The 26,998-nt window shown below is 36.1% G+C and carries 23 protein-coding genes and 1 pseudogene; 10 read left to right on the plus strand and 14 right to left on the minus strand.

Annotated features, from left to right (window positions below):
• The first annotated feature begins 13 nt into the window (after nucleotides 1-13).
• From ACP3VS_RS16005 to ACP3VS_RS16025, 5 genes are all read left to right on the plus strand, one after another.
• Complete coding sequence (locus ACP3VS_RS16005) at nucleotides 14-472, plus strand: PTS sugar transporter subunit IIA (RefSeq protein WP_036161116.1); 459 nt, start codon at nucleotides 14-16, stop codon at nucleotides 470-472.
• Nucleotides 469-732 (plus strand): PTS sugar transporter subunit IIB, encoded by a 264-nt coding sequence (locus ACP3VS_RS16010; RefSeq protein ID WP_008174366.1) that lies wholly within the window; start codon nucleotides 469-471, stop codon nucleotides 730-732. The genes ACP3VS_RS16005 and ACP3VS_RS16010 overlap by 4 nt, the downstream gene beginning before the upstream one ends.
• Before the next feature lie 33 nt (nucleotides 733-765).
• Nucleotides 766-2,034 (plus strand): PTS ascorbate transporter subunit IIC, encoded by a 1,269-nt coding sequence (locus ACP3VS_RS16015; protein ID WP_012293562.1) that lies wholly within the window; start codon nucleotides 766-768, stop codon nucleotides 2,032-2,034.
• A 265-nt stretch (nucleotides 2,035-2,299) separates the two neighbouring features.
• Nucleotides 2,300-3,286, plus strand: a complete 987-nt coding sequence (locus ACP3VS_RS16020) for a BMP family lipoprotein (protein ID WP_036215168.1) — start codon at nucleotides 2,300-2,302, stop codon at nucleotides 3,284-3,286.
• Nucleotides 3,283-4,944 (plus strand): methyl-accepting chemotaxis protein, encoded by a 1,662-nt coding sequence (locus tag ACP3VS_RS16025; protein ID WP_426389206.1) that lies wholly within the window; start codon nucleotides 3,283-3,285, stop codon nucleotides 4,942-4,944. Before ACP3VS_RS16020 ends, ACP3VS_RS16025 begins: the two co-directional genes overlap by 4 nt.
• Nucleotides 4,945-4,999: 55 nt before the next feature.
• On the opposite strand, the gene ACP3VS_RS16030 is transcribed toward ACP3VS_RS16025, so the two are convergent.
• Complete coding sequence (locus tag ACP3VS_RS16030; RefSeq protein ID WP_012293557.1) at nucleotides 5,000-5,758, minus strand: SDR family NAD(P)-dependent oxidoreductase; 759 nt, start codon at nucleotides 5,756-5,758, stop codon at nucleotides 5,000-5,002.
• Between the two features lie 165 nt (nucleotides 5,759-5,923).
• Here ACP3VS_RS16030 and ACP3VS_RS16035 point away from each other — a divergent pair, with 165 nt between their 5' ends.
• The 3 genes from ACP3VS_RS16035 to ACP3VS_RS16045 all read left to right on the plus strand — a co-directional run bounded on the left by ACP3VS_RS16035 (nucleotide 5,924) and on the right by ACP3VS_RS16045 (nucleotide 9,176).
• On the plus strand, nucleotides 5,924-7,105 hold the full coding sequence (locus tag ACP3VS_RS16035; protein ID WP_426389208.1) for an AraC family transcriptional regulator: 1,182 nt from the start codon (nucleotides 5,924-5,926) through the stop codon (nucleotides 7,103-7,105).
• Between the two features lie 134 nt (nucleotides 7,106-7,239).
• Nucleotides 7,240-8,238: a permease gene (locus ACP3VS_RS16040; protein ID WP_426389210.1), complete on the plus strand. Its 999-nt coding sequence runs from the start codon at nucleotides 7,240-7,242 to the stop codon at nucleotides 8,236-8,238.
• Between the two features lie 11 nt (nucleotides 8,239-8,249).
• On the plus strand, nucleotides 8,250-9,176 hold the full coding sequence (locus ACP3VS_RS16045) for a TIGR03943 family putative permease subunit (protein ID WP_426389211.1): 927 nt from the start codon (nucleotides 8,250-8,252) through the stop codon (nucleotides 9,174-9,176).
• Between the two features lie 38 nt (nucleotides 9,177-9,214).
• Here the strand turns inward: ACP3VS_RS16045 and ACP3VS_RS16050 are convergent, their stop codons facing one another.
• From ACP3VS_RS16050 to ACP3VS_RS16105, 12 genes and pseudogenes are all read right to left on the minus strand, one after another.
• The gene (locus ACP3VS_RS16050) at nucleotides 9,215-10,498 is read right to left on the minus strand and encodes an NtaA/DmoA family FMN-dependent monooxygenase (protein ID WP_426389213.1); all 1,284 of its coding nucleotides are present in this window, start codon (nucleotides 10,496-10,498) and stop codon (nucleotides 9,215-9,217) included.
• 233 nt (nucleotides 10,499-10,731) lie between these two features.
• Complete coding sequence (locus ACP3VS_RS16055; protein WP_426389215.1) at nucleotides 10,732-11,862, minus strand: CamS family sex pheromone protein; 1,131 nt, start codon at nucleotides 11,860-11,862, stop codon at nucleotides 10,732-10,734.
• Between the two features lie 280 nt (nucleotides 11,863-12,142).
• Nucleotides 12,143-12,538 (minus strand): VOC family protein, encoded by a 396-nt coding sequence (locus ACP3VS_RS16060; protein ID WP_036161101.1) that lies wholly within the window; start codon nucleotides 12,536-12,538, stop codon nucleotides 12,143-12,145.
• Nucleotides 12,539-12,686: 148 nt separating this feature from the next.
• The gene (locus ACP3VS_RS16065) at nucleotides 12,687-13,601 is read right to left on the minus strand and encodes a D-alanyl-D-alanine carboxypeptidase family protein (protein WP_031417922.1); all 915 of its coding nucleotides are present in this window, start codon (nucleotides 13,599-13,601) and stop codon (nucleotides 12,687-12,689) included.
• A gap of 90 nt (nucleotides 13,602-13,691) precedes the next feature.
• The gene (locus ACP3VS_RS16070) at nucleotides 13,692-14,786 is read right to left on the minus strand and encodes a sensor histidine kinase (protein WP_051889605.1); all 1,095 of its coding nucleotides are present in this window, start codon (nucleotides 14,784-14,786) and stop codon (nucleotides 13,692-13,694) included.
• A 22-nt stretch (nucleotides 14,787-14,808) separates the two neighbouring features.
• Nucleotides 14,809-15,531 carry a VanR-ABDEGLN family response regulator transcription factor gene (vanR, locus tag ACP3VS_RS16075; protein ID WP_012293549.1) on the minus strand — a complete coding sequence of 241 codons (723 nt, stop codon included), beginning with the start codon at nucleotides 15,529-15,531 and terminating at the stop codon, nucleotides 14,809-14,811.
• A 197-nt stretch (nucleotides 15,532-15,728) separates the two neighbouring features.
• The gene (locus tag ACP3VS_RS16080; RefSeq protein WP_012293548.1) at nucleotides 15,729-16,316 is read right to left on the minus strand and encodes a pyridoxamine 5'-phosphate oxidase family protein; all 588 of its coding nucleotides are present in this window, start codon (nucleotides 16,314-16,316) and stop codon (nucleotides 15,729-15,731) included.
• A gap of 130 nt (nucleotides 16,317-16,446) precedes the next feature.
• Nucleotides 16,447-17,220, minus strand: a complete 774-nt coding sequence (locus ACP3VS_RS16085) for a DUF817 domain-containing protein (RefSeq protein ID WP_197223745.1) — start codon at nucleotides 17,218-17,220, stop codon at nucleotides 16,447-16,449.
• Between the two features lie 239 nt (nucleotides 17,221-17,459).
• The gene (locus ACP3VS_RS16090) at nucleotides 17,460-18,887 is read right to left on the minus strand and encodes an amino acid permease (RefSeq protein ID WP_031417916.1); all 1,428 of its coding nucleotides are present in this window, start codon (nucleotides 18,885-18,887) and stop codon (nucleotides 17,460-17,462) included.
• A gap of 276 nt (nucleotides 18,888-19,163) precedes the next feature.
• Nucleotides 19,164-20,069 (minus strand): arginase, encoded by a 906-nt coding sequence (gene rocF / locus ACP3VS_RS16095; protein WP_426389217.1) that lies wholly within the window; start codon nucleotides 20,067-20,069, stop codon nucleotides 19,164-19,166.
• A 489-nt stretch (nucleotides 20,070-20,558) separates the two neighbouring features.
• Nucleotides 20,559-20,922 (minus strand): annotated as a pseudogene (locus ACP3VS_RS16100) (transposase); the annotation flags it as partial.
• 251 nt (nucleotides 20,923-21,173) lie between these two features.
• Nucleotides 21,174-21,764: a TetR/AcrR family transcriptional regulator gene (locus ACP3VS_RS16105; RefSeq protein ID WP_099805123.1), complete on the minus strand. Its 591-nt coding sequence runs from the start codon at nucleotides 21,762-21,764 to the stop codon at nucleotides 21,174-21,176.
• Between the two features lie 126 nt (nucleotides 21,765-21,890).
• On the opposite strand from ACP3VS_RS16105, the gene ACP3VS_RS16110 reads away from it, so the two are divergent.
• Both ACP3VS_RS16110 and ACP3VS_RS16115 read left to right on the plus strand, forming a co-directional pair.
• On the plus strand, nucleotides 21,891-22,883 hold the full coding sequence (locus tag ACP3VS_RS16110) for an NADPH:quinone oxidoreductase family protein (protein ID WP_426389222.1): 993 nt from the start codon (nucleotides 21,891-21,893) through the stop codon (nucleotides 22,881-22,883).
• Nucleotides 22,884-23,173: 290 nt separating this feature from the next.
• Nucleotides 23,174-24,301, plus strand: coding sequence for an acyltransferase (locus tag ACP3VS_RS16115; RefSeq protein WP_426389224.1), 1,128 nt, complete (start codon nucleotides 23,174-23,176; stop codon nucleotides 24,299-24,301).
• 92 nt (nucleotides 24,302-24,393) lie between these two features.
• On the opposite strand, the gene ACP3VS_RS16120 is transcribed toward ACP3VS_RS16115, so the two are convergent.
• The gene (locus ACP3VS_RS16120) at nucleotides 24,394-26,871 is read right to left on the minus strand and encodes an S-layer homology domain-containing protein (protein WP_426389226.1); all 2,478 of its coding nucleotides are present in this window, start codon (nucleotides 26,869-26,871) and stop codon (nucleotides 24,394-24,396) included.
• Between the last annotated feature and the right edge of the window lie 127 nt (nucleotides 26,872-26,998).

The following is a 26,998-nucleotide window of genomic DNA, read 5'->3' on the forward strand; positions in this document are numbered from 1 at the left end:
AGGAGGAAAGTATTTGCTAACCAAATTGCTGACAAAGGATTGTATCCAAATTGCAAACGTTGTTCCGTCCTGGCAAGAAGCTATTCGTTTAGCTGCCACCCCATTAGTCCGTCAAAACAAAATTGAACAGCGGTATATCGAGGCAATGATTCAATCCATTGAGCAATATGGTCCTTATGTCGTTATTACACCGAAAGTCGCTCTTCCACATGCACGACCATCAGACGGTGTCTATGCTCTAGCAGTAAGTTTGCTATGTTTACAGCAGCCTGTTTTTTTCAGCCCTAATCAGCCTGTCTTTTTAATTTTTGTTTTAGCTGCTATGGACAATACTTCACATCTACAGGCATTGGCTGATCTAACCTTAGTGCTACAACATCCGAATCAGGTTGATAGCCTAATTGCTTGTCAGCATGAGGAAGACATAAGTGAGAAAATTAAACAATTTACGACAAAGGAGTCAGCAGGATGAAAATATTAGTCGTGTGCGGTAGCGGATTAGGAAGTAGCTTTATTTTAGAATTAAATGTAAAGAAGGCATTAGAGGCTATGGGCAAAGAGGCTGAGGTGACCCATACGGATTTAGCATCCGCAAAGGCGGAGAAAGCTGATATTTATTTAGGTGCGGCCGATATTGTGAATGAATTAGCGAAAGACAACGCAATCATCGTGAGTATCGTCAATATGATGAATATATCGGAAATTAAGGAAAAGCTGGAACCTTGGCTTTAAGCAAAAAAAAATTGGATAGGATGAGGTGTTGGTATGTTAGATGTTATCATGCATGACATTTTAGGAACACCAGCTATATTAGTCGGCCTATTCGCATTTGTTGGTTTACTAATTCAAAAGAAATCAAGCTCCACTGTTCTTTCTGGTACTTTAAAAACAATTATGGGCTTCGTGATTCTTGGGGCAGGAGCAACAGTCTTAATTGGCTCGTTAGATCATTTTAGTAAAATGTTCGACCATGCTTTTCAAGTTCAGGGAGTTATTCCTAACAACGAAGCTATCGTAGCAGCTGCCCAAACTAATTTCGGAACAGCAACTGCACTCATTATGGTATTTGGGATGATTTTCAACTTATTACTTGCGCGATTTACGCCATTAAAATATATCTTTTTAACTGGGCATCATACATTATTCATGGCTTGCTTAATCGCTGCTTCTTTATCTGTTGGTGGAATGAGTGGGACACCTCTTATCATCGTCGGCTCTATTATACTGGGGCTTTGTATGGTAGTATTCCCTGCTATTTTGCAACCAACTGTCCGCCAAATAACAGGCAATGATGATTTTGCTGTCGGTCACTTTGGTAGTGTTGGTTACTATGTATCAGCTAAAATCGGAAAGCTCTTTGGCAATAAAGCAAAATCAACAGAGGATATACAGGTACCTAAGTCACTTGGCTTTTTACGAGATACCTCTGTCGCCATCTCTTTAACTATGAGTGTATTCTTTATCATTGTAGCGTTTTTCGCAGGGCCTTCCTATATTGAGGCTCAACTATCTGATGGATCTAACTTCATTATTTTCGCCATTATGCAAGCGATTACATTTGCAGCTGGTGTTTATATCATTTTAGCTGGTGTACGGATGTTAATTGCTGAAATTATTCCAGCCTTTAAAGGCATTGCTGATAAACTTGTACCAAATACAAAGCCTGCACTCGATTGCCCAACTATTTTCCCCTTCGCCCCAAATGCTGTTATCATCGGTTTCTTATTTAGTTTTTTAGCTGGACTTGTTTCAATGTTTATACTACCTTTCATCGGACTGAAAGTGATTGTTCCAGGGCTAGTTCCCCACTTCTTCACTGGCGCTGCAGCAGGTGTGTTTGGTAATGCTACAGGAGGCAGAGTTGGTGCCATGTCAGGTGCCTTTGCCAACGGTTTATTGATTAGCTTTATTCCCGCGATACTTCTGATTTTTATGGGAGACATCGGTTATGAAGGCACGACTTTTGGTGATTCAGACTTTGGTGTTATCGGCATTATTATTATTAATTTATTAAAATTATTTGGAGCTGTTTAAAATTTAGATAAAAGCCCTACGCAAATTGCGTTGGGCTTTTTTGTTATTGTACATACGTGGGAAAGTGGGAAACTTTAATAAATTTATTACTTGATTAGTCATCAAGCTTTAGATTATTAACTTATTATGTATATAGATTTGGATATATATTCTTATAGATTCTACAGAAATTTATTTTATTCGTCGTCTGACATCAGACTAAAAATATTAAATTTTTGCCGATATATACTTTATAACTAGGAAACAACAGGAGGTAGTACACATTTTGAAGAAATTAATGGTGGCTTGTCTTTTGATTGCTCTATTAATAGCAGGTTGTTCATCGGCTCAGACAGAAACATCAAAGGAAGACTATAAGATAGGCGTTTTACTATCGGATGCTGGACTTGGAGATGAATCATTCAACGATTCTGCTTTTAAAGGACTTGAAAAGGCGCGGGATGAGCTTGGTATTTTATTTGATTATAAAGAGGCACCAGATGGAAATTATGAGGAAAAACTACAGGAGCTTGTAGAAGAAAAATATGATATTATCATTGGTCTCGGTTTCTCTGTACAAGAGGCACTAGAAAAGACTGCGAAGCAATTCCCGGAGCAACAGTTTGTATTGATTGATGGACAGTCAGATGTGAACAACATTATTTCTATTACCTTTAAGGAGCAGGAAGGAAGCTTCTTAGTTGGTATGGTGGCTGCTATGACAAGCAAAACAGGAAAAATCGGCTTTATTGGTGGGGCAGATGCTCCTGTTATCCATCACTTTGAAAATGGTTTTATAGAAGGAGCTCACTATGTAAACCCAAATATTGAAATTATGAGTGACTATGCAGGAACCTTTGATGATACACAGGCTGGTGCGGCAATCGCTGATAAATATATTCAACATCAAGTTGATTTTATTTACCACGCTGCTGGTTTTACAGGCTTTGGGGCGATTAAAAAAGCTGAAGAGATGGGAATTTATGCAGCTGGGGTTGATATCGATCAATTTTATATTGCTGAAAAAACAGTCGTCACTTCTATGTTAAAGAATGTTGACCATGCTGTTTTTCAACTCGCAAAAACATTGGTGGACGAAGGTAAATTAACTGAAAAATCCTTGGCTCTAGGGCTAGCCGAGCAAGGTGTTGGACTAGCTGATATCCGTGTGATTACATTAACGTCTGAGCAACAAGTCGCTATTGAAAAAGCCCGTGAAGCGATTGTTGCAGGCTCGATAAAAGTTTCTGCAGAAAAGAGGGATAGCCAGTGACACTACGAAAGAAATTATTTATGAACACGTTGATCCCCATCTTGCTGGCAATGGGGATGATTGGTTTTATTATTGTTCAAACATTTTCCATTCAAACAACAGCACAAGACGATACCGCACTATTACTCTCAGTGAAAGAGCTTGAACAAAGCTTCGTAGTTGCTAGCCAATCATTAAACAACTACACCTATTTAGATAGTGAAGCCAATAAAAACGAAGCGCTTGCTATATTACAAGAAACAAAAGTCAATTTAGATGCATTAGCATCTCTGACAAAAATTCCTGAACATCAAAAATTAATCAATAAAATATCGAATAAATTTGCAGAGCTTGAAAAAGCTACAAAATCGGGTTTCCAAGATGACAATCGTTCAGAAATTAAAAAGCAATCTCTTCGAATTAAAGGCATTTTAAATGATATGTATTTGTTAAAAAAAGAAACAAATGAATGGTATCAAGAGATGATACAAGTAACAAAGCAAAAAATTGGTTTTATTATTACAACAGCTATCATAGGCAGTATCCTATTAATCTTAGCAACGATTATTTATTCCTATGTAGCTGCTAAAAGAATTACCAAACCTATCAACCAAATTGTAGAATGTGCACAGAGCGCAGCTACTGGGGACCTTACAATAGATACCTCCACCCTTTCCTATCAATCAAATAGCCGTTATGAGATTGATCGATTGACGGAAAGTTTTTCACAAATGATGACGAATTTAAGGAGCACCGTGTTGTCCATTGATCAAATAGGCAAGGATGTTAGTTTATTTACACAGGATGTAACAAGACATATGCAAAATATTAACGAAGGTAGCAATCAAGTAGCCGTATCTACTGACGAATTAGCAAAGGGTAGTTACACGATGTCAGAAGATATACAATCGGTCGCGATGCTCATGAATAATATGTCGGATCAATTTAAATCCGTTGCTCACACAACGGAGCAATCAGCTATACATGGTAAACAGGCATTGGATGCAGTTCAAAATGGGAAATATACATTGGAAAAACAATCTACCATTGCAAAAGATATTCAAGGCGCTTCACTAGCAATAAAGAATGCAGTTACTCAATTTTCACAATTTACAACAGAAATTGAAGGAGCAGCTAATGCTGTTCATACCATTGCCAGTCAAACAAATTTATTAGCTTTAAATGCGGCTATTGAAGCAGCCCGTGCTGGCGAAGCAGGAAAAGGATTTGCCGTTGTAGCCGATGAGGTTAAAAAGCTTTCTTCGGAAACTGAAAATGCCACAAATTTAATTTCTTCGATGGTGACTCATATTAAAGATGGTATCGACCACATTCTAGTTACGGCTGAAAGAGGGCATGAGCTTTCAAATGAGCAAGCACAATCAATGCTAGAAACGGAACATTCATTTGCAGCCATTACTAATCATATCACTGATATCCATCAAGATTTACAGCATCTTACTAAGGAAATGATGCAAACAAATGAAATGAGCCAGCAAGTGAATGGGACGATTGAAAATATCTCTGCGATTACAGAAGAAACAGCGGCGGGTACAGAGGAAATTTCAGCATCCACGCAGGAACAACTAGTATCCTTCCAGAAAATAAATACAAAAATCGTCGACCTTCAAAAAATGACGGATACATTAATGAATGAGCTAAAAAAATTCACTTTATAGCCCCAATCAAACATGAAAAAATCCAGTGGCTAGTCGTGCACTGGATTTCTTCATTTTACAATGTTAAGCCGCCATCAACCACTACGATAGAGCCTGTCATATAGCTTGCTTTGTCTGAAGCTAGGAAAACAACCATTTCTGCTAACTCTTCTGGTTTAGCGTAGCGTCCCATTCTCATATTTGGAATTTCCTCTGGAATATAGCCACCTGTTTCAAACATAGCAGTGACACTGTTTGTTAACGCTGTTTCTACTCCGCCAGGACAAATCGCATTGATACGAATACCTTTTTTCACATATTCTAATGAAGCAGATTTCGTTAAACCTACAACCGCATGCTTACTTGCAGAATAAATGGCCATACTATGCTCGCTACGAACGCCCGCTGTTGAAGCCGTATTTATAATCGAGCCGCTACCTTGTCCTTCCATAACTTTAATCACATGTTTTAAGCCAAGAAAAACACCTTTTACGTTGATTGCCATAATACGATCATATTCATGATCAGTAATCTCTGTTAATGGGGAGATTTTCTGAATCACGCCTGCATTATTGAAAAACACATCAATACGACCATATGTTTCAACAGCAGCATTCACATATTTCTCTACATCTTCACTGTTCGAAACATCGGCCTGAACGAAGATTCCTTCTCCGCCTTGCTCTTTCATCAAGTTTAATGTCTCTTCTCCCGTTTCCTTGTTGAAATCAACAATCACGACTTTTGCACCGTTGCTAGCAAGCTTTAAACTGCTTGCTCTTCCAATACCGCTCCCTGCACCCGTTACAACTGCAATTTTATTTAAAAGTTCCATCTTCCATTCCTCCCTAGTATGTTGAATACATGGTCTATTTTATTGCTACTTTCCCCATTTTTATTGTATTATTTTACACAAAATAGTACTTTCCCATTGTCTATTCATAAAAATTGAAACTGCTTTCATTTTGATAGCACCATTAAGGACTGAGGTGTGTAGAACGTGAAAATATCCATTATCGACCTTCAATACATAAGTCAATTAATTTATGAAATACATCATCTTCCTGTTTCTTATATTCATGCATCGGGAGAAATAATTTTTGAATATGCATCAGCGGAATGTCATTCATCCTATTGTTCTATAAAGGAACAATTGAAAACATATCCTTACCATACGTCTTCAACCGACTACCCGATTTTTTTCACGATCGCTAATGTTAATTTTTTCTTTATCAACCTCACGATAAACGAACAATATTTAGGAGCCTTAATTGTCGGACCCTCTCTTTCACCACAAATGGAGGAAATCACTGATTATGAGCATGAGCCTATTCCTACTCTTCATTATCAGGAATACTTAGCTATTAGTTTATTTGTTTATTATTCCATCTATCAGCGAAAATTAAATAAAACAGCGGTTATTCATTATAATCAAGAGCTAAAGCCCCTCATTCGTCATGAGGGACATACAGCGCTTGAGCTTTCGTATGCCAGAAGAAATGATATCGTTCATACAAATCTTTACTACGAAAAAATATTGTTAGACAATGTGAAAAATGGGCGTATGGAGAAATTAACAGAAGTCTTGAATTATTCCATTGTTGAACAAGCGGAACTAGGAGTACTTTCAAAACGCAATAATTTAAAAAGTGTACAATATTTGATGATTACTGGGATTGCCCTAATTTGTCGTGCAGCGATTGAAGGTGGGTTAAACGAAGAAACAGCCTTTACATTAAGTGATTTTTATATTCAAAAACTAGAGGATCAAAATAATTTAATCGACATTCTTTCGTTAATGGAGGAAGCTATTTACGACTATACTAGCCGAGTGGCACAAGCTAGTACAAGGAAATTTTCAGCACCCATTACTACTTGTGTCCATTTTATTGAAAATCAATTATATGGGGATATAACTCTCGATCAACTTTCAGCTATTTGCCATTTAAGCCCTAATTATCTTTCTTCTTTATTTAAAAAGGAAGTTGGGATTTCCTTTACTGAATATATTCAGCAACAAAGAATCGATGAGGCGAAAAAGCTTTTAACATTTACAAACTATCCAATTTTAGATATTGGCTCTTTACTTAATTTCACAGACCAAAGCTATTTTATTAAAGTTTTTAAGAAATTTACGGGTATCACCCCTAAGCAATATAGAACTAAATATGCTCATCAATAAATCGATAGAGGAGAGAAAGTAATAAGTTGGTGGGAACTAGCTTTTATTTTCTCTTTCTTTTTGAAAGTACTACCAGAAACTTTTATCACATACCTTGTATTAAAACGTAATCATTACACTTTAAGGAGGTATTTGTGGAACGTCTCTCTTTCTCTAAATATGCATTGAATTTTTGGTTCCTCTTCATTTTATTCCTAGGCATTCTAACACTACTCTTGTTGAACATCTCTGTACTGAACGATCTAAGCTCCTCTTTACTCATTTTGAATACCATTTTTTTAAGTATTTTAATTGAGGCATTGCCATTTGTCTTAATTGGGATACTCATTGCTGGCTTTATTCAAATTTTTATTACAGAGGAACATATCCAAAGATGGATTCCTCGAAACCCTCTGTTGGCCGTTGTTATGAGCTGTCTTGTAGGAGCCTTATTTCCAGCCTGTGAATGTGGAATTGTTCCGATTGTTAGAAGGTTGATTGCCAAAGGTGTACCTATTCATGCAGCTATGGGATTTATGTTAACGGGTCCGCTCATTAATCCCGTCGTTATTCTTTCTACCTATATGGCATTTGGCAATGATTTAAGAATAGCTAGCCTTCGAATGCTCATTGGCTTTGTCATTGCCATTGTAGTCGCATTACTCATCAGCTTGTTTTTTAAAGGCTCACAATTTAAACGTTCCTTACAGCCCTATTCATTGACAACTACTAATCAACAAACATCCTTCGTCACAAAACTAATGAATATGTTCAAACATGCCATTGATGAATTTTTTGATATGGGCAAATACTTAATGATCGGGGCATTTTTAGCTGCCTTTGTGCAAACCTATGTATCTACTAAAACACTCGTCGAAATTGGAGATGGAGTATCCTCTTCTATTTTGGTCATGATGGGCTTAGCATTCATTCTATCCCTTTGTTCGGAGGCCGATGCCTTTATTGGCGCATCGTTTAGTGCAGTTTTCTCTACACCATCTATTCTTGCATTTCTTATTTTCGGCCCCATGATTGACTTGAAAAATACCATTATGTTGATGAGCGTATTTCGCTTGAAATTTGTCTTGTCGTTCATCGCCTTAGTGGCTACAGTTGTCTACATTAGTATATGGATTCTTTCAGCGTATCTCTAAGGAGGTAAACTATGAAATTTCACGTGCAACAAGCACTAAGAGCCTTACTGCTACTAGCATTTTCGGCTATGATAGCCAATCTGCATTGGACCGAAGAGCTAACAAAATTCATCAACCCTAAATATGAAGGCCTTAGTCAAACAGCCGCTATGTTATTTTTTCTACTCTTTCTTGTTCAACTAACAAGAGTTATTTCTTTGTCAAAGGCTACCCATTCATGTGAACCGATTGGACAGGCTTGCTGCTCTAATCACCCCCACGGTCACTCGCCCTTTACTCGAAAAAAGTGGCTAGCCTATCTTATTCTCATGACACCCATTATGACAGGCTTCTTCGTGCCAGCAAAAATTTTAGATGCTGCCATCGCTGATAAAAAGGGTGGTGCTTTTATGATTACCCAGCAAAATCAATCATCTAAAATAGAGAATTACCTAACCTCAAATGAAATAATCGATGATAATATTTACGATGAGCATGATGCTGATCCCCGACTTCTGGAGGAAAAACAGGAGATGACGAAAAAACAATATGAACAATTAAAGCAACGTCTCTCCCAACAACCTATACTGAAAATGACCGATGAGAACTATACCATTTACTATGAAGAAATCAATCAGAATTTGTCTAATTATTTAGGGAAGAAAATTCAAATAAAGGGCTTTGTTTTAAAAGAGGAAAGCTTTACAGAGCAGCAGCTAGTTATTTCAAGATTTCTGATTACCCATTGTGTCGCTGATGCAAGTATCGTAGGGTTTCTGACAGAATTCTCTGAGGCACCTACGCTCACAGAAGATACATGGCTCGAAGTAGTCGGCACAATTGGTCAAACAACTTATGAGGGGGCAAGCTTACCTGTCATCCATATTGATAATTGGGTAGCAATTGAACAACCCGAATCACCCTATCTTTATCCTATTAATATTCGGATGAGCTTCTAGCAATAAAAGGGCAAAACGATTTGTTTGCCCTTTTACGTTTATTTATTAGATAATTGCATGTTTAAGCCTAAATGGGAACGTAATGTGCTCCCTTCATATTCAGCTCGGAATAACCCATGCTCTACTAACATAGGGATAACATCGCTAAAGAATAAATCCAAAGATTTCGCAGGACCACCTGGAACAGCAATAAAGCCATCCAATGCCCCCTCCTCATAAAAAGTAACGATTTGATCGACAATATGCTGTGGTGTGCCGATTGCTACAAGATGTGCTGAACCAATTACTTCTGAACGAGCAAGCAGTACTTCAACAGATGGTTCATTTTCCATGATGTAACGACGAACAAGATTAGCATGTGTTCGACTGCGTACTTTTTGATTCTCGTGTGGTAACATATCCACTGTTACAGGATCATGTAGTGCCATATGTCGAACATTCAAACCAATGACTGACTCTAAAGCATTGTAACGACGCTCCAGAGTTAAATGTGCGTGTGCATGATGGTACATGTCTAATGCTTCTTCATATGTATCTCCAATAAAGAAATAGAGTCCTGGTAATAACCGTATATCATCTGCTGTACGTCCCACGTTAACAGCACGTTTCCGTAAATCATTGCGCATTTCAATACCAACCTCCATAGTTGGTGTCGCCGCAAAAATGGCATTGGATACGGTTGCTGCAAATTGTCGCCCCACGTCTGATGCTCCTGCTTGAAATAATGGAATTTCTCCCGCCGGATGCATCGGTATATTTAACGGCCCCTTTATATGGAAAAACTCTCCCTCATGATTGATAGGCTTCATGAGTTCTTTTATTTTCTCTATATCACCATCTGTTTCTAACATTTCATATGGATGACTATGCCATAGCTGCTTCACAATCTTAGTACATTCAGCCGCTTTAGCATAGCGCTCCTCTGAGGAAGGCATAGGCTCGTTACTAAAATTATAAGCACCATCAATGGAAGTCACAATATTCCACCCTACACGCCCACCACTAATCCAATTCAAGGATTGTAATTGACGGGCAATCAAATAGGGTGGTGTAAAGGATGTAGAAATGGTCGTTACTAATCCTATTTGCTTCGTTTCTCTGGCCACTGTTGCCAATAAAAAGCTAGGGTCTAACCCAACTGTACCTTTTGTTTTAGCCATTAATTCTGGATGAGCCATTAAATAATCTGCCTTAAATAGAAAATCTAATTTAGCCGCCTCCGCACGCTTCGCAAATGCAATATGCTCATCAATCAATGCACCTTTCTCACCATCCTTGTCATGCACAGCTAGATGCATACCAATAATGAGATGTCTTTTCATGGATACTTCACTCCTTTTAAATGAAAATGATTATCATTTTCATCATACCCATTCATTTTAAAGATTGCAATGCCATTTGCCATAAAAAAAGAGGTGCCTCAGTTATATGGGCACCTGTACTTTATTATTTTAAACACTTACTATAAAGGATAATATAGGTATTATCATCCATGAAAAGTTTGACCTCTTTATTAACAGCTAGCCTAAAATAAACATTTACGATGTCGAGAAGGTTAAATAGGCTTTGCAAAAATTTGTTTTTCAAGAGGGTCCCAAAGGACAATTCCTACATCTTGTTGCTGATCAATGATCCGAACTGTAATGGGAATATAATCGATTAATATCCTATTTAAATTGGTACTTATGAGCTGTAATAGACCAATCAGCTCTGGTTCATTTATAAGTGGAGCGTTCACCTCTATTTGAATATCTGTTAATTTGCCTTTTTCATATTGTAGCTTGCCAAATATTTTTAGGTTTAAATGTTTAAATCCTTTCTGAATATCCTCTTTGAAAAGCAATAGTTTTGTATACATATTCTGGTCTAAAGTATATAACGCTTCCGAAGGGAATATATAAAATTTCTTATCTATTTCAGTCCATTTTGTAATGGTAGCTTCCCCATGAGGAATAAACGTTTCTGCTAAAAATACCCCTGGAATAATATCATTTATATTCGATTCCTGAAATAACGTAAGGTAAATAGGAACATTCGGTATTTTTACATTTCCCCTAATATCTTTAACTATCTTTTCAGCTACTTTTTTACCAAAGATTTTGACATCATCAATTTCATCATTATTTTGGTCTACCTTCACTTGCCCAGTGTAAATTAAACCTTCATCATCAGTTACTCGTATATCATAATATTCATTTAACGATATGGCGATTGACATTCCCTCTATTTTATTAGTTTCTTTATTAATAAAATCTTGTTCCAATACATGAGAAAGGATTAAGGGATACCTCTTTTCATCCTCTAATACATTATCGGTTTGATGTTCGATAGCGGGGTTTAAACCCACATCTTCATTGGTTTTTCTACTTAGCCATTGGCTAATTGTTTTACCACTTAAATATTGACCTTCCTGCATATAGAACTTCTCTGTGGAAAAATGATTGACTGATAATTCCATTAAACCTCTTTCTATTTCATTCATATTTAATGCATTATTCATATTCTTAATAATGGAGCCTCTAGCAATATTAAATTTAGCAGGTTGTTGAATTTCATACGTTTCCTTTTTTTGAATAGACGATATATACTTTTTCTCATCCTTCGTGACCTCCTCCATCTCACTATTACAAGAACTTAATAACAAGAGGGATGCCACTGATAATAACATTCGTTTTCTTCTTTTCATTCCATTTACTCCTTGATCACTATGTAGCAATTCAAACTCCTTTATTAAAGATACCAAATTTACCAAAATAAAACATTATCAATTTGAAAATTTAACCACTTTCATCCCTTCTGACGATGCGTTACCACCAATTAAAAAAAGACCTATGTCCGTAAAAGAACATAAGTCTTACTAGTTGTTTGCATAGGGGGTTAGTTTTGATGAAGTCGGTTTGCTCTGAGTTTTTATGACCCTTCAAGCACTTTTCCCTACTTACTAGGCAAATGCTACATCAGTTTGCTTATTTTGCATTTTTATCTGGCTGATGAATACCAAATACATTCCCTTCCGTATCCATATAGTAACCCTGCCATGCCATACCGGGTAATGCATACTTGGGCATGGCTACTTGACCACCATTTTCAAGAATACTTGCTTCTGTTACATCATAACTTTCTACACCCATCGTACAGGCGAATCCATTCATAGCTTGGTTTGGCTCCGGAGGAGGACCTTGACGTTGCATTAAAGCGCCATCAATGCCATGCTCATCCTCACCACCTGTTACTGCCCCAAAATAGGGCATCCCTGCGTAGTCACTCCAATCTTGAAATGACCAACCAAAAACGTTCCCATAGAAATTCTTTGCTCTCTCCATGTCACTTACATGAATTTCAAAATGCACTAATCTCCCCATTGTATCCTCCTTAGTAGCAAACATGTTTGAATACATTTACTATAAAGCATTTTTTGAAGGATGAAAAATAAAACAATTAGTAATTTTCTATTAATTCAGCATTGGTTGATTTATGACGATTCTCTAAAGGTTAATCTTCTACACTAATTTATAATTGACTATACACGGAAAATGCATCTGTTATATTATATTGTTCTGTTCGGGAATTTCCTTCCGCTCCCACTGTTACTAGGATGTATTCTTGTCCATTTATTGTAGCTAAACTTGCTAAGCATAAACCCGCGTCGTCAGTATAACCTGTTTTTCCACCTAAAATTTCTCCGCCTGGTAATGCTCTTGTTGTCATATTTTGAAACATTTTATTTGTAAAAGTTATCCCCTCTGGATGACGATTTGTAGGTTTGATAGAATATCTTTCGGCTGTATAAACTTGACGAAACTCATCATTTGTTAATGCATATTGCAACAGTAAAGACATATCTTTAACAGTCGTATAATGATCTGAATGATGCAATCCAGTAGTATTCATAAAATGAGTATTTTTCATGCCTAACTGTTGGGCCTTTTCATTCATTAGATTTACAAATTTTCTTTCCGAACCAGCAATATATTCAGCTAAACCGATGGAAGCCTCTGCCCCTGATGGCAGCATAGAACCATATAATAAATCCTCTAGCGTTAGCTTTTCATTTGGGAGAAAACCAGCAAGTGATGCATTCGCTTCGTATAAATTATTAAATATATTGTTCCCTAAAACAATTTCTTCCTGTAAATTAGGAATCTGCTCGATAGCAACTAAAACCGTCATCATTTTTGTTAATGACGCAGGGTAAATAACTTCCTCGCTATTTTTATCTATCAAAACTTTATTGTCATCCAAATTCACTAAAATAGCATTAGAGCTATATAAATTAACATTCATCATATCGCCGCTCTTTGTTGGCGTGTCGAACGACTGCGTGTTAACTTGTAAGCTTACAGGCGTTTCTTTGGCCCATATAAAATAAACAAACAGCATGACGAACATGAATAGTATAGTAAAAATTCCTTTTCTCTTGAACATATAAAAACAACTCCTTCTCATTATGTCTTTATTCAAACATAAAAAGAGGAGCTTTATTTTAATTAACTATTAGTGAATTCTTAAGGTTTCTTAAGAATTACTCGGAAGCATGACAGTAAATATAGTTTTTTCGTTACTTGAAGTAGCTGTAATGGTTCCTCCATGGGCTTGTACAATTTCATTTGAAATAGCTAACCCTAGTCCTGCCCCCCCTGTTTGTGTTGATCTCGCATTGTCTAAACGATAAAACTTTTCAAATATCATCTTTAGTTTTTCAGAAGGGATAGTCTTCCCTGTATTTGAAAACGAAATAAATGTCTCATTATTTTCATTTTTAGCACTAATTTCAATTGTACTATTTGGATCACTATAAGCAATTGCATTTTTTAAAATATTATTAAATACTCTTGCTAATTTATTTCCATCTGCATATATCGTAATCTCTCCATCTATATGGACGATTGCCTTTTGGCCTCTAGGTGCTAACAATGGATAAAATTCATCGGCGACTTGCATCAACATATAGTTTAAAGGTATTGATTCTTTCTCTAAAATAATGGATTGTAAATTAAATCGAGTGATTTCAAAAAACTCGTTAATTAAATGCTCAAGCCGATAAGATTTTTCGAGCGTAATCGTTACATATTTTTCTTTTTGCTCTATAGGCATGTCCTTAGCCTCGTCTAAAAGGCTTAAGTAGCCAATCATCGAAGTCAAAGGAGTTTTAATATCGTGTGCTAAATAAACAACGAGGTCATTCTTCCGTTGCTCCGCCTCTTGCGCATCCCTCGCTCGTTTTTCTAATTTATTTTTTACATCATTTAATTTTTTCTCTAAAAAATCTAGCTCTGCGGGAAGACGGATCTCCTGTTCTGACTCGTCAGAAAGCATGGAAATACTAGAACTAATTTGATGAAAATAGCGAGTAAAACGAGATAGGGCCATATAAAAAATAACTAGAAGTAATAAAATGAATCCAATCGTTAGCCAAAGGGGTTTATTTTGTTGGAATAATACAAAATAAGCTTGTCGGGCTGCATAATAATCTAATTGTAAAACATTTTCACAGAAGGACATAAAAGCATTAGCAAAAGGCGCTTGCAAAACACCATCGATGAGGGCGAAGTTGATAATAAGACCAAATAAAATGGCCACGACAAGAATAAAGATAATTTGTAAAATCATTTTCCTCTTCAGTCTTCCAAACTCATTTTTCAATGGTATACCCCACTCCCCAAACCGTTTTAATAAATTTTGGGTTCTCTACAGAATCTCTCATTTTCTCGCGCAAATGCCGTATATGAACCATAACCGTATTATTACTATTGAAATACTTCTCTCCCCAAATTTCCTGAAATAACTCTTCTGAGCTAATAACCTTCCCTCTATTCGAGCTTAAATACCACAATATAGAAAACTCTGTAGGTGTAAGGGATAATTGTCTTTCATTTAACAAGACTTGTCTTGTATTTTTATTAATCATTAAACCTGCAAAATCAATCGTATCCTCATGTGGCTTGGAACTTTGATTGTATAACGTAAATCTTCGCAACTGTGCTTTAACGCGAGCGACCAGCTCTAATGGTCGAAAAGGCTTCGTAATATAATCATCTGCTCCTAAAGAAAATCCATTTATTTTATCAATTTCTTCTTCCTTCGCCGTTAGCATAATCACAGGGAAATTATAGGTTTCACGTATTTTTTGCAAAATGGTAAAGCCATCAATCTCTGGCATCATAATATCTAAAATAGCTAAATCTAAACCTTCACGCTCAATACAAGCTAATGCCTCTTGAGCTGAATAATATTTAAATACATTATAATTTTCATTTTTTAAATAAAGCTCAATTAAATCTGCAATTTCTTTTTCATCGTCGACTACTAAAATGTTCAAACGAACAGCCCCTCTTTCTATCCTCTTATTTCCCATGATTTTTCACAGGCATTATAGCATTTACTTATAGCTATATCTATAAATAAGAATAGTTTATTTTGGAAACCAAATAAAAAAGATTCGGAAATAACATATTTCCAAATCTTTTTGTATATCGAAATAAGTAAAGTCGTTCATTTCCACGGGAAGGAGCGGCTCCCCTCGCTTCGCTTCAATTTCATCTTTTAAGTGTATTAATTGGATGAATCAATGGCAGTAGAAGAAGTTTTTCGAGACATATCTTGCGTTACTATTCTCCCTGGATAAAATTTCATTTGTTCATTTAATTTATTTTCTTTGGCTGTTATAGTAATAGGTTTCACCTTCAGTACCAATGTTTTACTCCCTAAAGAAGACTGATACTTTTCGATATGTGTTTTCGATAAATGAGTAAGGTAATAGCTCGGTACATATTTATCAAGCATTGCCTGCATGGCAGCCGTTGATTCATTCAAATCTGTTACTATTTCTATTTGACCATTCGCCACAACACTCATATATGCCGTATCCGTTTCAGCAGGAATGGGATCTACCATTGTTCCAAATGATTCGCATACAGTAATGCATGCATTTGGATTGTTCTCGATAATATTTATTTTTCTCCCCTCATTCGCTCCATGAAAATAAAAATATCCATCTTTAAAGACATAATTTAATGGAATAACATAAGGCATATGTTCATCCACTAATCCAAGAAAAGCAGTTTGTCCGTCTTCTAAAAATTGCTTGATATGGCTGTCATCTGTACATACTTTTAGATGCATTCGAATGTCCGTTTCCATTTTTCAACCCCCAATTCTCTTCTACAGAGGAGTCTACAGCAGGAAGGACACGTAAAAAAGGCACAGTTTGATGAAAACCGGTGGGTACAACTTCAAACTATCGAATTAGGGAAGATTTTATTTTTCTCTTTTACTCTTCCGAGTCTCGATAAAATAATTTGAGCTGTGCCACTATCATAATGCTAATAACGACAAGTAAAAACCAAGAACTAATCTTCCCAAAATGAACGATCGTCCAAGCTACCTCTTGATTGGGGTATGACCATGCACCAAAAAATGTAGCGATATTTTCCGCAATCCAAATGAAAAATCCAATTAAAAAGAATGACACGACAATTGGCATTTGATAGATGTTATTTCGTACTTTAAATTTGACAACTGTACGGTAAAACACAATGAACAGTAAAGCCATTAACAGCCATCTCAAATCATACATAAAATGATGTGTGAAAAAATTCAAGTAAATCATGGCCCCCAGTGGAATAGCTATATAACTTTTTGGCCAATTGACAATCTTTAAATCAAACCTGCGCCACGCTTGGCAAATATAACTGGCTACACTCGCATACATAAAGCCACTATATAATGGCACACCTCCAATTTTTGACCAAGCCTCTTCTGGATAAGACCAAGAATTAACATTCACTTTATAAAGTTCAAGAACAAGCCCAATAATATGAAACAGACAGATTACTTTTATTTCATCTTTCGATTCTAGACCAAATTTATACATCAAGTATTGTGTCACTAGACAGATTATTAAAATGAAATCGTATCTTGCAACGCCTGGTATATGAATTACTTTTGAGAGCGCGAGAGTCATAAATATAACTACAGGAAAAATACAAGATAATGATTGATGGTACGTAAAGTACCCTAAGTCTTTCAAAAAATTCTTCATCATTCATCCACCTCAGTAATGATACAAAGTTTGAGGAACTTAGCTTGCAAAACTAAATTCTTCTTGTATGAAGAATATACGATTAATTATCTTATTTCAATATTTTTTTATCGATAATCAATAAATTTCCCCCGCTTTTTATAGGAACAATTTTTTATGAAATACGTCCTTCATTTTCTAAATTTGTGGAATTTAGAAGGGAAAATAGAAAAGAGTAGCCGTCTTAGCAGCTACTCCCATAGTTAAAGATACATTTTTTGATCTAATTTTAACTGTACTTCTTGTTGGCTTATTTTCATCACCTTAGTCTTCTTCACTTTTACGTAATAAACGACGTAACAGCCGATAAAGAATGCTCCACCACAATAAAGTGCTAATCGTTGCGATGGATCAAATGCCAAACTTGCCATAACAATACAGTTTGCGACTAAACCGATAATTGGAATAATGGGATAAAGTGGAGCTTTGAATTTCAAATCCTCCACTTTTCCACCTTGTCGTACATAGGAACGTCTAAAAGCGATTTGTGATGCTGTAATGGCAATCCAGCCTATTTGAGCGCCTAAACCTGCAAGCGATAAAAGCCAAACAAAAACAGTTTTTGCAGCGAAAACACTAGACAGAAGTGATAATCCAGCTACAGCAAGTGTTATTAATAATGCGTTCATAGGAATCCCTCTCTTATTCACCTTCCCTAAAGCTGGGCTAGCCATTTTTTCAACGGAAAGAGAGAATAACATACGCGTTGCTGCATATAGACCCGAGTTAGCAACCGATAATAACGCTGTTAAAATAACGAAGTTCATGATGTCAGCCGCATAAGGTATACCTATACTATCCAATACAACTACAAATGGGCTTTCAACAACTCCAGCTTTATCCATAGGAATCATACCTGCAAGCACAACAACGGATAGAACAAAGAAGAAAAGCGTACGCCATACGGTTTGTTTAATAGATTTAGGAATCGTTTTTTCTGGATTTTCACTTTCACCTGCAGCAATACCAATTAACTCTGTCCCTTGGAATGAAAAATTCACAGTGATCATCGTTATAAGCAATGCTGTTACACCATTTGGAAATAGTCCACCCTCATAAAAATGAGTAAGGAATGGGGCATTCGTTCCATCCTTCATATCGATCAAGCCAAACATCGCTGCTCCCCCAACTCCTAGGAACATAATGATAGCTAAAATTTTAATGCTAGAAAAAACAAACTCTGCTTCACCAAATGCCTTTGCTGATAAACCATTTAATAAAAAGAGCAAGGCCCCGAAAATTAAACACCACATCCATACGGGTGATTCAGGAAACCATCTTTGCATAAGTTGTCCAGCCCCTAAAAATTCAAGGGCAACCGTTACCGCCCACCCCAGCCAATAAAGCCAGCCAACAGCAAAGCCTGTAGCAGGACCAATAAATTTCGTCGTGTATGTTTGAAATGAACCAGATACTGGCATAGCTACTGATAATTCACCTAAACAAAGCATCGTTAGATACATCACTAACCCGCCTACTAAATACGAAAGAATAGCACCTGTTGGGCCGGCTTGATTAATGGTAAAGCCTGATCCAAGGAAAAACCCTGTTCCTATACAGCCTCCAAGTGAGATCATAAACAAGTGTCTAGCTTTCATACTTCTTTTTAATTCATATTGTTCTGATGCCATAAAAAAACCCCTTATGCTACTATCTTGTAAGCACTTACTTTTGTAGGTGCAAAAAGATAACTATTAGAAATATCAATAGATTTGATTTTTAAAATTTAATCTATTTTGTGAACAGTCAATTTTCTGACAAATAAAAGTTCCCGTTTAGTCTAGAGCATTAATTCGTTCTATTGTAAACTACCATTAGGGAGAGCAATTTTCTAATGTTCGGTTGTGGCGACCTAATTTTATTAAAAAGTTCTTCCTTATCGCTCTTGCAACTTCCCTATCGTTTGCTTAAAGTAATGTATCGCCAAAGAGTGAGCTGATTAAAGCTACGGCAGCGATAGCTGTTTTATTATATTTATCTAATACCGGGTTTGTCTCTACAAACTCTGCAGAAGTAATAATATTTGATTCTGATAGCATTTCCATAGCTAGATGACTTTCACGGTAGCTAATACCACCTGCCACTGGCGTTCCTACACCCGGAGCATCATTAGGATCAAGGCCATCTAAATCTAACGATAAATGGACACCATCAGTGCGCTCCTTTAAATATTCAATCGTTTCAGCCATTACGGTCGTCATGCCTAAACGATCGATTTTATACATCGTATAGACCTTTATACCAATTTCCTTAATTAGTTGCTTCTCACCCGGATCTAAATCACGTGCCCCAATAATAACAACATTTTCAGGCTTAACTTTCGGCGCATAACCACCAATATTTGTAAGTGCCGGATGACCAAGTCCTAAGCTTACTGCCAAAGACATTCCATGAATATTACCTGAAGGTGAAGTTTCACCAGTATTTAAATCACCATGGGCATCGTACCAAATAACACCTAGATTCTCATAATGTTTGGAAACACCTGCTAATGTACCAATGGCAATACTATGATCTCCTCCTAGAACTAAAGGAAAGCGTTTTGAGGAAATAACTTGATCTACTTTTTGACCAAGCTTGTCATTAGCATCTGCTACCGTTTTTAAATTTTTTAAGTTAGTTGTTGCTTCTATTTCTACTTCTTTATTAACAAGTTCGATAGTCAAATCCCCTTCGTCTTGAATGGAATATCCAAGACCCTCAAGTCGATCTGTTAGCCCAGCATATCGTATGGCACTTGGCCCCATATCAACTCCTCTTCTTGTTTGACCCAAATCCATTGGCACCCCAATAATAGTAACTTCTTTGCGCATAATAATTTCTCCTCTCCAATAATTACTTTCACAGTATAAAGAAAATGAAAAATTGACTCAACTCGACATTATTTTTAATTTTTATACAGTTTGGATTATTGAAAACATAGATTTTATCATGCATAAATGACTGCATAAACAGCAAACCAATGAATACAAAAACAGTATTTTACAATTTCACATCTTTTATTGTCAGAAATTTCAATATCGAAACAGTAAAACTATTCTTTTTTTATCGTTTTTTCCGAAAATTTAAATGGTAATTTAAGATTTTAATACAATTTAAAGGTATAATATTGAAAATATATCCTCATTTGGTTATATCAGGACCATTTTTTACTACTAAAAATTCTATTAAGTAGATTTACCTTTTCATTTTTGGACAGAAAAAAAGCCTTACATCATAGCTGTAAGGCTTCAGTCTGTCGACAAAAGGAATTGAGAAGTTCACACTCGATTCCTTTTGTCATTTTTTCTCTTTCATTATGTTTAAAAATGATAATTTGATATCCAATAAAACAGACTCTTCAAGTATAAGAACTCTTTGAAGCCGCCTGCCACGGCTAGTTTCTTTAAATTCATGGTAGCAAGAGAGTAAGTATAGGCCTGCATGGACAATTTTTCAGACCTCTAGGTTGTCCATCGTATACCATGCTTTTCCTTTGTATCGGCAAAGACATGCTCAATCGTTTCTTTACGCTTGCATAAATTTGTTTGATGTCATAGGAATGGCGTAAATGTTCTGCTTCCTCCACATACAGTTCCCCAATATGGCGTTGAATGAATTTTTTGTGATTCTTACTTTCTGTACATTGGGAAAGGCTTGACACTTAGCACCATTCAAAGGTTTCGATGTATTATCACCCCAAAAATTTACCTATGTAGATGGGGTACTTTATGTAGAAGTTGATGGGAACGAAGGGCGGTGACTCCAGCGGGAAAAGCGGGAAAGTCGAGATCCTGGACTGAGTGAAGCGAGGGAAGCAGCTCGACCCCGCCCGCGGAAAGCGTCCGCCCGTAGTGGAAATCAACGGCTTTACTTTATTTCATTGAGTTTGTCTACAGTCTGAAGCCTTACATCATAGCTGTAAGGCTTTAAAATTTCTACGTTTTTAATAATTTTAAAATACTATTCAAACATATTTCTTTATAATATTGATGTTGTTCTTTTAAATCATCGGTTAACCATTGTATCAAAGAACCATCAATCATCGCCCTCATCATTTTTGCACTTGCGAGGGAATCCATATCCTGACAAAACACACCCTCATGTTGTCCCAACTTAATAATTTCTTGTCCGATTCCCCAGCAATTCTCATAAAATTTTAAGTTTATTTTCTTATACGCTTCATTTCCATTCGCTTGGGCTAAAAAATCTAAATACACTCTGTAAAATTTTTTATTATCTTGAGGGGATACAAAAACAGCATTTAAATAGGCGTGAAGTTTTTCAATTGCTGTCTCGTATTTGGCGATTTCTTTTATTTCAAAACTATAGATTTTGTTTGTTGTGGATTCCAGTAATTCTAATAATATGTTTTGCTTGCTCGTAAAGTAATAGTGGACTACCCCTTTCGAAACATTTGCATGATTGGCTATATCTTGTAATGTGACATTATCGTAGCCTAATTTTGAAACAGCATCAAAGGCTGCTTTCATTATCTGTTTTTTTCGTTCTTCCTCTTTCTTTTTCATAGAAGCCTCCAATGACTTGATACAAGTCATTATACATGAACAGAGTGCATTTTCCAATTTTATGTTGACCGGTCAGAATAATTTTGATACTGTTTAATGGAATTAGATTGTAGGAGGATGTTTACGATGACATTAGAAAACTTTAAAGCGTTGGTCGTCAATCAAGATGAAAATTTTACAGTGAAAGTTAATGATCTTACTTTAAATGATCTTCCGAATGGTGAGGTATTAATTAAAGTAAGCTACTCTGGCATTAATTATAAAGACAGTCTGGCAGCTATACAGGATGGTAAAATCGTTACTTCCTATCCTTTCGTACCTGGGATTGATTTAGCTGGGATTGTTGTATCCTCTGAAGATTCTCGCTTTCAAGAGGGTGACAGGGTAATTGCAACAAGCTATGAAATTGGCGTATCTCATTTTGGAGGATTTAGTGAATACGCTCGAATCCCTTCTAAATGGATTGTTCCATGTCCAAGCGGTCTTTCTCTCAAAGAGGCAATGATTATAGGAACAGCAGGATTTACGGCTGCTTTGTCGATTCAAAGATTACAGGAAAATGGCATTAGTCCTGAGAATGGAAAAATCCTTGTTACGGGGGCGACTGGTGGTGTAGGTAGTTTCGCTGTCTCAATTCTCTCAACACTAGGTTATCAAGTAGAAGCAAGTACAGGGAAAGATTCAGAACATGAATACTTGAATAACCTGGGGGCCACTTCAATTGTAGCTCGTGAAGAGGTATTTGATGGGAAGATTAGAGCATTAGGCAAACAAAAATGGGCTGCAGCTGTCGATTCTGTTGGAGGAGAACCACTTGCCTCTTTATTAAGTCAAATTCAGTATGGCGGTGCTGTTGCTAGCAGTGGGTTAACAGCAGGAACAAACCTTCCTACAAGCGTCTTCCCCTTTATTTTAAGAGGTGTAAATTTACTTGGAATTGATTCTGTTTATTGTCCAATGGATGTACGATTGAACATATGGGATCGTTTAGCAACTGATTTTAAACCAGCTAACCTTGAAGGCTTCATTTATGAAGAGGTAACATTACAGCAACTTCCAAATGTTTTACCTATTTTATTGAAAGGTCAAGCAAGAGGTCGATTTCTTGTGAAATTATAAATAGATACTCCTATATAAAGTGCGAACGAAAGCCTTCTTACATATGAATGTAGGAAGGCTTTTAAAATACTTTTTTCAGTACTTCAAGCTACTATGCATCAGGCATGGTAGCTTTTTTATTGTTTGACACCCGCCTGACATAAAAATTCATTATAGTAAGCCATGACCGTACCACTAGACGATTCTGATAAAAAATTGTCTAAATTCATGGTTCTAAACATACCATTAATGTATATGAGCATTACATTCAGGGAACTCAAAAACTATCAACTATTTTTGGAGATGATTATATGAAACGTGCACATATTGATGAATTAAATATTACTAGAGCCTTAGCTATACTAGCTGTACTTCTTATCCATTCTACTAGTACACCTGTTACAGCTTTGTCCAGCGAATCAAAACTCTACTCTATTTATGTTTTCTTCAATATTTTTCCTAAATTTGCTGTCCCTGTTTTTATTTTTTTAAGTGGGTTTGTTTTATTTTACAACTATATCCAAAAGGATTTCACCAAAAAACTGATTGTTTGTTTTTATAAAAAAAGAGTGACCCAAATACTTATTCCCTATCTCTTTTTTTCTGTCTTTTATTTTGCCGCTATGCAATTTTATGTGACGCGCGATTTTTCATTAGCATGGCACGCCCTTTTTAGTGTTGAATTTCTTCAGAAACTATTAATTGGAAAAGCATATACTCATTTATATTATATATTTATTATGGTGCAGTTCTATCTAATGTTCCCGTTATTCTTATATATTTTAAAGAAAAAACCTGCCCTATCCCCTCTTCTGTTTTGGACAGGACTAGCTCTTCAATGGATTTTTATCCTATTAAATGCTGAGTATTGGCAGTATCCTTATAGAGGGAGTATTTCATTCTCTTATATACTTTATTTCTTGGCTGGTGGATTTTTAGGGGTTTATTTTGAAAAATATAAACGGTGGTTCCAACTAACCCAAAAAAACTTTCCGATTTCTATTTATTTCATTTGGGCTATTTGGTTATTTTCTACAATTTATAATATTTATCTATATTACTTTGTTTATTCATCTTCAACCTATTTAGCCAACAGTATCGTATTTGAACTAGTCTTTCAGCTACAATCTTTAACGGCCTGTATCGTCTTGTTACAGCTTTCTTTCTGGATTTTTAATATAGGGAATAAAGCCTTTGTAAATGCCCTTATTAATCTTGGTACATTATCATTTGGCATTTATCTACTACATCCTTTTTTCCTCTTCCTTTATCGCCAAATTCCTGTCAGCGGTAATAGTCTCTTATTTCATGTTTGGAGTGTCGGAGGTTTTATTGTTGCTCTATTTATTACGTGGATTGTGGTATTTTTGGTGGGGAAATATTTTAAATATCATTGGATTGCATTCGGACAGATTCCAAAAGAATTTCCTTATAAATAAATGTTGCCTCTTATAATAGTAGAAACTATATTGACTAACAAAAAAGCCCTGTGGAAATTGTTCCACAGAGCTTTTTTCAATGATCGGCTTAATTATTTTGAAATTGAACCGTCTTTTACTTTGTTGTTATTAGCATCAACAAGGTTTGTAGCTTTAAATTCAACTACAATGCTATCAGTTAAAGCATAGTCAGCTTTTGTTGTCACAGTTAATTTACCATTAGCTACAGCAGCTTTAGCCACTTCTACAGTTGAACCAGCAATTTTTACTGTTAAACCTGTTGGTGTAGCTTGATCAGCAATACTTTCAGTGAAGTCAACTGTAAATGTTTTGCTATCTACTACTGTTACTTTAGAAGCTACAGGTACAATATTTTCTTTAAGAGCCACTAGAGTAGTAGCTTTTCCATTTTTAAGAGTGTTACCTTTTGTATCTACTACATTTTTAGCTTCAAGTACATAATTACCATTTGCCGTGATAGAACCTTCTGGTAAAGTGAATCGTACTTTTTTAGTGCCGTCCACAAATTGAAGTTGAGTGCCAGCAGGTAGCTCTTTTCCTCCAAGTGTGTAGTTAGAAGCATTTGTTGCTGTTGCAGTCACATCAGCAGCATATTCAACAGTGAATACATTGTTATCTGTTACAACAACTGGTGTTGTCCCAAGTACTAATGAATCTGTAGTAGTTTCTGGTGTAGCTTCATACGTTCCAGTTGTCACATTGAATGTAATTGTATCTGCAGTTACGTTGCCAGCTAAGTCAGCCACTGCTTTAGCAGATAATTCAAATGTATATGTTGAATTACTATCTAAATCAATGTCCACTTTCACCGTATTTTTCTCTGCACCCTCAATTTTACCGTTACCATCTACATCATAACCAGCATCTGCTTTTACAGCTGTTTCTTTTCCAGTAGTGTAAGCAATACCATTTTGAGTTTTAAGAGTTAATTTACCATCTACTTTTACTGGTTCGCTAAAAGTAAGGTATAGCGCATCTACATCAGTAGTAGCATTTACATCATCAGCTACTAACATTTTAGTAGAAGCAGATACAAGTGTAGCAGGCGTTAAATCTTTAGATAGAATAGCCTTGAACTCAAATGCATCTCCTGCATTGCCAGCTAAATCTTTTTGTCCTTCTACTTTAACGTCCGCATTAATGAATGTAGCTGTACCTAATGCAGCTTTTGCATCAATAGTAAATACAGTTTTATCTTCTGCATCTTTCATATCAGCATCTTTTAAGTAGTAAACCGTAGAACCAACCGTTACTTTTGCATATTCTTCAGCAGTAGCGCCCGCATCTGCATCAAGATTTTGCTTCATTAATTCTTCTGAGAAATCAAACGTAATTTCTGTACCATTCACAGCAGTTGAAACAGTTGGTTTTGAATTATCAACGTCTGCTTTTAGAACCGTGAAGTTCACTGCAATCGGATTTGCAATATTATTAGCAAAGTCAGTTGCTCCTACGATGTCTACTTTATAAGTCTGTTCAGCAGTTAAACCTTTGATTGTTAATGTCTTTCCAGATAAAGTATAACGATCTTTAGCAAGTTCAGTACCATTTAAGCTAACTGTTCCTTCGTTTTGTACAAGCTCATCGAAAGTGATTACTGCTGTTGTGCCTTTTGCTTCAACAGAATTTACGCTAACAGGAGTTGTATCAGCAAATGTGATTAATTTATTAAACTCTTCAGTTAGAACTTTTGCATCTGCTTTTGTTTTGATTGGGTTTACAGTTACTTTGCCATTTGTTAATTTAATTTCTTTATCAGTTGTTAAAATAACAGTCATTCCGTCTTCAGAAACTTTTGCGTTCGTAATAGCTACCCCGTCAATAGCGTATTTCGCTGTTACAGCAGCATCTTTTGCATCAACAGCTGTGTTGAACTTCACTTCAAATTCTTTTGCGTTAAGCCCTTTTACAGATTCTACTGCTGGTGTTACTTCTTGAACTGCATCAATTGTACGCTTTACCATAGTAGCAAATTCTTCGCGGCTAATTTTATCCTGTGGTGCTAATAATGATCCTTTACCATTAATTACACCATTTTCAACAGCTGTTTCTAAGTAAGATACAGCCCATTTAGAAGCTTTAGAAGCATCTGAGAATTGACTAAGGTCTGCTTTACCAGTTAATTGATAACCTTGTACGATAACTTTTGCAGCTTGTTCTCTTGTTAATTGTGCTTTCGGTTCAAATTTACCATTACCCATACCATCAAATAATTCTGGTGAAGTGGCAAGCACTGCATTATAGAACCAGTCATTTTCATTTACATCTGTAAAATCTTCTGTTCCAGTAGCTTTTAAGTCTAATGCTTTTGATAAAATTTCAGCTGCTTCAGCACGAGTAAGTGTACCAGCTGGGTTGAAGTTTCCTTTTTCGTCACCTTGGATGAAACCTTTGTCAGTTAAAAACTGTACTGCTTCTTTTGCCCATGATGAAATGCTACCTGCATCATTAAATTCAGCAGCTGATGCTACCGGTACGATTGCTGATGCTACAAGTGCTGCTGTAGCAGTAGTTGCAAAAAATTTACGACCTTTGTTATGTTTCGTCATTTGTATATTCCTCCAGAATTCAAATAAATTATATTATTCTGTGAGAACAATATTACCGCTCTAATAAATTTTATTAATATGTATAATACGTTCTCTCAAATAATAATTACTAATAGTTATGGATAAA

Origin of the sequence: Lysinibacillus sp. VIII_CA, from assembly GCF_049943995.1 — a bacterium.
GTDB classification, from domain to species: Bacteria; Bacillota; Bacilli; order Bacillales_A; family Planococcaceae; genus Lysinibacillus; species Lysinibacillus pinottii.

What these genes read in the sequence shown, in the direction of transcription:
- ACP3VS_RS16010 (WP_008174366.1), top strand. Translation starts at nt 469, where the DNA reads ATGAAAATATTAGTCGTGTGCGGTAGCGGATTAGGAAGTAGCTTTATT.
- ACP3VS_RS16015 (WP_012293562.1), top strand. Translation starts at nt 766, where the DNA reads ATGTTAGATGTTATCATGCATGACATTTTAGGAACACCAGCTATATTA.
- ACP3VS_RS16030 (WP_012293557.1), bottom strand. Translation starts at nt 5,758, where the DNA reads ATGGAACTTTTAAATAAAATTGCAGTTGTAACGGGTGCAGGGAGCGGT.
- ACP3VS_RS16045 (WP_426389211.1), top strand. Translation starts at nt 8,250, where the DNA reads ATGAAATTTCACGTGCAACAAGCACTAAGAGCCTTACTGCTACTAGCA.
- ACP3VS_RS16050 (WP_426389213.1), bottom strand. Translation starts at nt 10,498, where the DNA reads ATGAAAAGACATCTCATTATTGGTATGCATCTAGCTGTGCATGACAAG.
- ACP3VS_RS16055 (WP_426389215.1), bottom strand. Translation starts at nt 11,862, where the DNA reads ATGAAAAGAAGAAAACGAATGTTATTATCAGTGGCATCCCTCTTGTTA.
- ACP3VS_RS16060 (WP_036161101.1), bottom strand. Translation starts at nt 12,538, where the DNA reads ATGGGGAGATTAGTGCATTTTGAAATTCATGTAAGTGACATGGAGAGA.
- ACP3VS_RS16065 (WP_031417922.1), bottom strand. Translation starts at nt 13,601, where the DNA reads ATGTTCAAGAGAAAAGGAATTTTTACTATACTATTCATGTTCGTCATG.
- ACP3VS_RS16070 (WP_051889605.1), bottom strand. Translation starts at nt 14,786, where the DNA reads ATGATTTTACAAATTATCTTTATTCTTGTCGTGGCCATTTTATTTGGT.
- vanR (WP_012293549.1), bottom strand. Translation starts at nt 15,531, where the DNA reads ATGGGAAATAAGAGGATAGAAAGAGGGGCTGTTCGTTTGAACATTTTA.
- ACP3VS_RS16080 (WP_012293548.1), bottom strand. Translation starts at nt 16,316, where the DNA reads ATGGAAACGGACATTCGAATGCATCTAAAAGTATGTACAGATGACAGC.
- ACP3VS_RS16085 (WP_197223745.1), bottom strand. Translation starts at nt 17,220, where the DNA reads ATGATGAAGAATTTTTTGAAAGACTTAGGGTACTTTACGTACCATCAA.
- ACP3VS_RS16090 (WP_031417916.1), bottom strand. Translation starts at nt 18,887, where the DNA reads ATGGCATCAGAACAATATGAATTAAAAAGAAGTATGAAAGCTAGACAC.
- rocF (WP_426389217.1), bottom strand. Translation starts at nt 20,069, where the DNA reads ATGCGCAAAGAAGTTACTATTATTGGGGTGCCAATGGATTTGGGTCAA.
- ACP3VS_RS16105 (WP_099805123.1), bottom strand. Translation starts at nt 21,764, where the DNA reads ATGAAAAAGAAAGAGGAAGAACGAAAAAAACAGATAATGAAAGCAGCC.
- ACP3VS_RS16110 (WP_426389222.1), top strand. Translation starts at nt 21,891, where the DNA reads ATGACATTAGAAAACTTTAAAGCGTTGGTCGTCAATCAAGATGAAAAT.
- ACP3VS_RS16115 (WP_426389224.1), top strand. Translation starts at nt 23,174, where the DNA reads ATGAAACGTGCACATATTGATGAATTAAATATTACTAGAGCCTTAGCT.
- ACP3VS_RS16120 (WP_426389226.1), bottom strand. Translation starts at nt 26,871, where the DNA reads ATGACGAAACATAACAAAGGTCGTAAATTTTTTGCAACTACTGCTACA.